We start from the raw sequence: 5,647 nt of genomic DNA on the forward strand, positions 1-5,647 counted from the left end.
GTATATATTCTTTCCAAAGAGACGAACTTCCCCCTCGACCCGGGTATCCTCTTTCAACTCAAGGAGCCTGTTGAAAGTCCTGAGCATCGTGCTCTTTCCACAGCCACTGGGTCCCATAAGAGCGAAAATGCCCTTCTCTGGAATCTGTAGGTTAACATCTTTTATTACGTGGTTCTTGCCATAGTAAACATTCAGGTCAACAGTTTCTATTGCGAAGTTCACAGTTTCACCTCCTTAAGGCTCATCCTTAGGGGGATGAAAACGGCGATGAAAATCACCATCAGGACGAGTGAGGCACCCCATGCGGTCGCGTGATCCTGAGGGCTTGGGCTCTGGATTAGTTGATATATCAGGAGGGGAATGGTGCCCACGGGTTTGGTTATCGATGTGGGGTAGCTCTCGTAGAGCCCCCCAGCGGTGAACAGCAATGGAGCGGTCTCCCCTGCGGCCTTTGCAATGCCTATTAGAACGCCTGTCAGCACTCCCCGCTTTGCCATCGGGGCGAGTATTCTGAATAACACCTTGATTCTTGTAAGGCCTAGGGCGTAGCCTGCCTCTTTGTATGTGAAGGGTATCCCTCTCATGGCCTCGTGGGTGTAGACGGCAACATAAGGGAGGAGGATTATAACTAGGGCGAAAGCACCTGCTATAGCTGAGTATGTCCCCATAGGAATGACAAGAACTGCCATGACAAAAATTCCCACCAGTATCGTGGGAAACTCCATCATTATTTCGAGAAGGGTCTTAGTCCACCTCCCTAACACACTTCTCGGGTTTTCATAGGAGTACATACCCACCATCAGTGCGAGGGGTACCCCGATTAAGCTCGACAGGAACGTCAGAAGGAAGGTTCCTGCTATGGCAGGACCTATACCCCCCTCCGAGAACGTCCCAGTAAAAAATATGGTTCCCCTTTTCAGGATCACCGGCAGTCCCTTCAGGGTTACGGTGTATAGTATGTAAAAGAGGGGGAGCACGGCGACCACTGTAAGGAGGCCGATGGTAAACAGAAAACCTTTTTCCACTGCTTTTCGGTTGGGATTAAACCTGAACATTCTTCTCCCACCTCCTGAGCATGTGAATCCCTATTATGTTGACAGTAAGCCCTATAGCGAAGAGTGCTAGGCCAGCGGCAAACAGGGTGGACGTCATATAGGTGTAAAGAAAAGCGTTGCCAAATTGATTGGCTATGAGTGAGGAGATGGTGTACCCCGGTGCGAAGAGTTTGTAAGTCAGGTTGAACGTGTTGCCTATGACGAGACTCACCGCTATGGTCTCCCCAACTGCCCTTCCAAACCCCAGGATTATCCCAGAGACCACCGCTGGCTTGATGTAGCCAAGTAGTATCCGTGTGGCCTCAAACTTGGTGGCCCCAACGGCGTATGCCGCTTCCCTGTATGTAAAGGGGATCATCTGGTATGCCTCGCGTATAATTGCTGAGACAAAGGGGGTGATCATTATTGCCAGAAGAACTCCAGCAGAGAAGTAGCTGTATCCCCCAACGGGAGGATAGTGGAAGAAGGGGATGAATGAAAAATACCTGTAGAGGGGTTCCATGACCCAGTGCCTCAGGAACGGCACCAGGATAAAGGCCCCCCATATACCGTATATTATGGTGGGCAGGCCAGCCATCACGTCGGAGAGTATTGCGAGGGTGTTTTTCAGTCCCCTGGGAGCGTAATCAACGATAAAGACAGAAAACGCGGCTGATATGGGAAGGGAAATCAGGATCGCAATGAGGGACGTGTAAAAGCTTCCCCAGAGGGCCGCGGCTATACCGTATACCTCCTTCTGCGGAACTGAGGCGGCTTGCCAGATGTTCTTGATGTACAAATCTATTCCAAAATGTTCCAGTGCAGGAAGGGCGTTTTTGAAAAACACAAAGAGCATTCCAGCAAAGAGCAGGAATATTACTAGGATTACGGGGAAGGATATTATGTCAAACATATCCAGTTTCCTCATTGCTTCCATGCTATCACTTCCCGATTTTCTATGAATAAAAAAGGAATAACTCAGGTTTTGATCATGTCAACGGCTTTAAGGCCGATCTCTGCCACCTCCTTCGGTAGGCCGACGTAGCCGGGCGCGAGGTTCTGGGGCTTCTGTCCTTCGGTGAAGATCCACTCCAGAAATGCTTTTATTGCCTCGGCCTTCTCCTTGCTGTAGTGCTTCCCATCTTTGTTCTCCCACACAAGGAGGTGAGTAAAGGCGACTATCGGGTAGGAGTTCTTCCCCGGCGCATCTAGGAGCTGTGTGAGGTTTTCTTTATAGCCCTCGGTTGGTGAGGGGATGTAGGATTTAATAGCTAAAACTGCAGATTTTATGGTTGTGTTCGTTGGCAGAACGAAGTTTCCCGCCTTGTTTTGTAGGGCCGCAACCGTCAGGTTGTCTTTTATAGCATAGGAGAGTTCCGTGTACGCTATGCTGTAGGGGGTGTTTTTAAGTATGGCCACAACCCCGGGGTTGCCCTTCCCGGCCAATCCCCTTCCGAGCCTGTCAACCGGCCAGTTTACTACCAGACCTGCTCCAACTTTCTTGGCCCATTCGCTACTTATGAGGCTGAGGTATGTGGTGAATATCTTCGTGGTTCCGCTGGCATCACTTCTGTGGATGACTATTATCCTCTTATGGGGGAGCTTTAAGCTTGGATTGAGGCTCTTGATAGACGGGTCATCCCAGTATTGAATTTCTCCAAGGAATATTTTGGCAAGAACGGTCCGGCTTAACCTTAACCCTGTTCCAATTCCAGGCACGTTGTACACTACAACAACAGCACCGACTATCTCCGGGAACTGGAGGGGCTGATCCCCCGTTGATAGAAATTTTTTCCACATCTCGGCGCTGACAGCGGGGTCGCTTCGGCCGATGTCAGTAAGCCCTTTTAGAAACGTTTCCTGACCGTATCCGCTTCCTCCCCCTTGGTATTCAATTTTAACGTTGGGGTGGGAGCTCTGATAAATCTTAATCCATTTCTGAATTTGATACATGGGAAATGTGGCGCCTGTGGTGCGTATGATGGTTTGGGTTGATTTGCTTGAAGTGAGTGCAGTGCTGCTCCGCCCTATGCATCCGCTGGCTGCTACTGTGGCGACCAGTAGAAAAAGCACGGACAAAGCTATGACCTGTTTCATAGGTCCCACCGGTGGGCATCTCCCTCGGTTTAATTATAAATTTTGTCGCAATAGAATATAGTTTAGGTCATGCTTTTATATAACTCTAAATATCTGTATGTTATTTATAGTTTCTATAGAGTTGTTTACCCAATCACGTATGTATGAACCATCAGCCCGCCGTGTCCTATGAGCCTGTGGTGCTTGATTTTAAAGCCGTTCTCGGTTATGGCTCTCTCTATCTCCCTCTTCTCCGTTGTTATGAAGACACCGCGCTTTTCGAGGACTTTGGCAAGTTCGCCGAAGAAGTCCATGTAGAGCTTTGGAATCGCTCTCTTCCTCCCGATTTTGAGGCCGTAGGGGAGATTGCTGACGGCAAAATCAACTCTATCAACGTATTCGCTCAGCCTCGTCGCATCACCTAGGATAAACTCAATCCCCTCGTGCACCCCTGCCGCGAAGGCGTTCATCTCCGCCCCGCGGAGATGCTTCCTATATTTCTCAAGACAGATTACCCTCCCGGGATAGCCCCTCAGGGCAAGCTCAATGGGAATCGTCCCGCTTCCGCAGAACGGGTCAGTGAAAGAGCCCCCATCGGGCTCGGCCAGCTCTATGAGCGCGTTGGCTATGCTGGCCTTGAGGTGTGCCGGGTGGTCGTAAACGCGCCAGGGCCTCTTGTGAAGTGATGAATCCCCTGTAGTATCGATCCCGATAAAGAAGACCTCGTTTATGAGCTCTGCGCGAAAGATTACCGCCGGGTGGTCGAGGTTCACCCTGGGTTTTCCAAAGCGCTCCATCCTTTCGAATATCGCCTTCCCGACTGTTTTGGCAACATCAACGCTCGTTATCCTGTGCTCCCCCTTCCGAAAAGACCTCACGGCAAAGCTCTCGCTCACCTTGATGAAGCGCTCGACGGGGAGTGAAGCCACGAAGTCCTCGATTCTCCTCAGGGCAACCTCGGGCTCTTCGTTGCCTATCCCTTCAAAGCGCTCGCTCGCTATCTCGACTATGACCCTGTGTAGGAGCCTTGAACGTTCGTTTAGGTAGGTTGGAATGCTCATCCTCCGTCTCCTGCCCTTCTCGTCGGTGTAAAAAGCTTCTCCAATCTCGGCTGAAACCCTACCCTCAACGCCCAAAGGCTTCTCCTCCACTCGAAACGGAACTCCAATTCTGTCCAGCAATGAACGAACTTCAGCACCGGCCAGATCTTCGATTCCCTGAGAGGTCGTCAGTAAAAGCCTCATGATTGGCGCTTTTTGGTCTCTCTTAAAAGGCTTTGGGCTAAGCCTTAAATATTCTGAAGGGGACTTTTCCCTATGGAGGGCTCCTGGCGCTTCAGGAGGTTTGTCTTCTTGGTCTTCTCGACGATTCCGGTTATCTCCGCGTTAGTCTATTATCCTGCCATAACGGGGACGACCGGAGAGTTTATGCGCTTTACCGGTTTGGCCATCATGCTCATCTCCGGCGGGATAGCTATCTACGTCCACTCACTCTTTCCCAAAAAGCACGACAGACCTGAGGACTTCGGAAAGCTCCTCAAGGACGGCCCCTACCGCTTCGTTAGGCACCCCTTCTATTCGGCCTTCATGTTCCTCGACTTTGGGATTGCCCTCTTCTTTGCCAGCGTTCCCGGAATGGTTGCCTCGCTCCTCATGGTTCCCCTCTGGGAAAAGCTCGCCGAGATGGAGGAGAGGGAGCTCTTGGAGTACTGGGGCAAAGAATACGAGGAGTTCATGGAGACGAGGGGCAGGTTTTTGCCAAGGGCTGAGTCCTGTCCCGGCAGAATTCTTCTGGTTCTTTCGGTTTTCCTCTTCGGTTATTTTACTCTCTACGGCCTCAAGGCGCTTTTCGTTGATAGCTACACGGTTGAATTCTTCATCCGGGCAGGCGTTCTCCTCGTCCTGACCATCGGCTTCGCCCTTCTCATATCAAAATCCCTGGGAATAAGGGCTGAATTCGGCTTCAGAGGGGATGGAATCTGGAAGAGCTTCCTACTTGCCTCGGCCCTCTCTCTTCCGAGTCCGCTCCTCCAGCTTCAAGCGGGGAGCTTTCACGGCTTTCACGTTCAAACATCCGTTGCCTTGATATTCCTCGCCTACCTGCTCTTCGCTATCTACACCTTCTCCGTTTTCGTTGCCTTCCCAATTGAGGTTTTAGCTCCGTGCGGAAGGCTCTGGCTGATTGTTCCGCCGCTCTTCCTCTTCGTTTACGACAGCTACTTCTTCAACGCGGGGAAGATGCCCCCACTCGGCGACCTCATCCTGTTCGTCCTCCTGTACCCAGTCGTTTACAGGAAGACGAGAAACGTCGCCGGGATTATTCTGGCCTACCTTTTCATAGCTGAGTGGGACCCCTGGTGGGCCTTCGGAATCGCTTACGGGTGGGATGCCTTTAAACTCGCCGGGCTGATTAGGGTTGGCCTTTCTCTGCTCTCGGCATTCCTCCTTCTGTTCATTAAACGGACTCTGAAACAAACCTTTTAAAATCCGGTTCATCTAACTCCGGCTTGTAAGGTGATAAAGTATGATCGAAGTTCG

General features: G+C 51.0%; 6 protein-coding genes. 1 reads left to right on the forward strand and 5 read right to left on the reverse strand.

All coding sequences use genetic code 11. The features are described from left to right. From MVD07_RS07500 to trm14, 5 genes are all read right to left on the reverse strand, one after another. Nucleotides 1-222, reverse strand: a 222-nt coding sequence (locus tag MVD07_RS07500; protein ID WP_297500325.1) for an ATP-binding cassette domain-containing protein, incomplete at its 3' end; no start/stop codon positions are given. Beyond that, nucleotides 219-1,055 (reverse strand): phosphate ABC transporter permease PstA, encoded by an 837-nt coding sequence (gene pstA / locus MVD07_RS07505; RefSeq protein ID WP_297500328.1) that lies wholly within the window; start codon nucleotides 1,053-1,055, stop codon nucleotides 219-221. The genes MVD07_RS07500 and pstA, both read right to left, overlap by 4 nt. Beyond that, nucleotides 1,042-1,962 carry a phosphate ABC transporter permease subunit PstC gene (gene pstC / locus MVD07_RS07510; RefSeq protein WP_297500340.1) on the reverse strand — a complete coding sequence of 307 codons (921 nt, stop codon included), beginning with the start codon at nucleotides 1,960-1,962 and terminating at the stop codon, nucleotides 1,042-1,044. The genes pstA and pstC overlap by 14 nt, the downstream gene beginning before the upstream one ends. A gap of 50 nt (nucleotides 1,963-2,012) precedes the next feature. Continuing rightward, a complete protein-coding gene (gene pstS, locus MVD07_RS07515; RefSeq protein ID WP_297500331.1) occupies nucleotides 2,013-3,131 on the reverse strand; it encodes a phosphate ABC transporter substrate-binding protein PstS in 1,119 nt (372 codons plus the stop codon). Nucleotides 3,132-3,256: 125 nt separating this feature from the next. Beyond that, entirely contained in the window at nucleotides 3,257-4,354 is a 1,098-nt protein-coding gene (gene trm14, locus MVD07_RS07520; RefSeq protein ID WP_297500334.1) for a tRNA (guanine(6)-N2)-methyltransferase, read from the reverse strand. A 72-nt stretch (nucleotides 4,355-4,426) separates the two neighbouring features. Between trm14 and MVD07_RS07525 the strand changes: the two genes are divergently transcribed. Continuing rightward, nucleotides 4,427-5,593, forward strand: a complete 1,167-nt coding sequence (locus MVD07_RS07525) for a methyltransferase (protein ID WP_297500337.1) — start codon at nucleotides 4,427-4,429, stop codon at nucleotides 5,591-5,593. Nucleotides 5,594-5,647: the final 54 nt, after the last annotated feature.

The sequence above is a fragment of the Thermococcus sp. genome, assembly GCF_027008145.1.
Classification (GTDB): domain Archaea; phylum Methanobacteriota_B; class Thermococci; order Thermococcales; family Thermococcaceae; genus Thermococcus.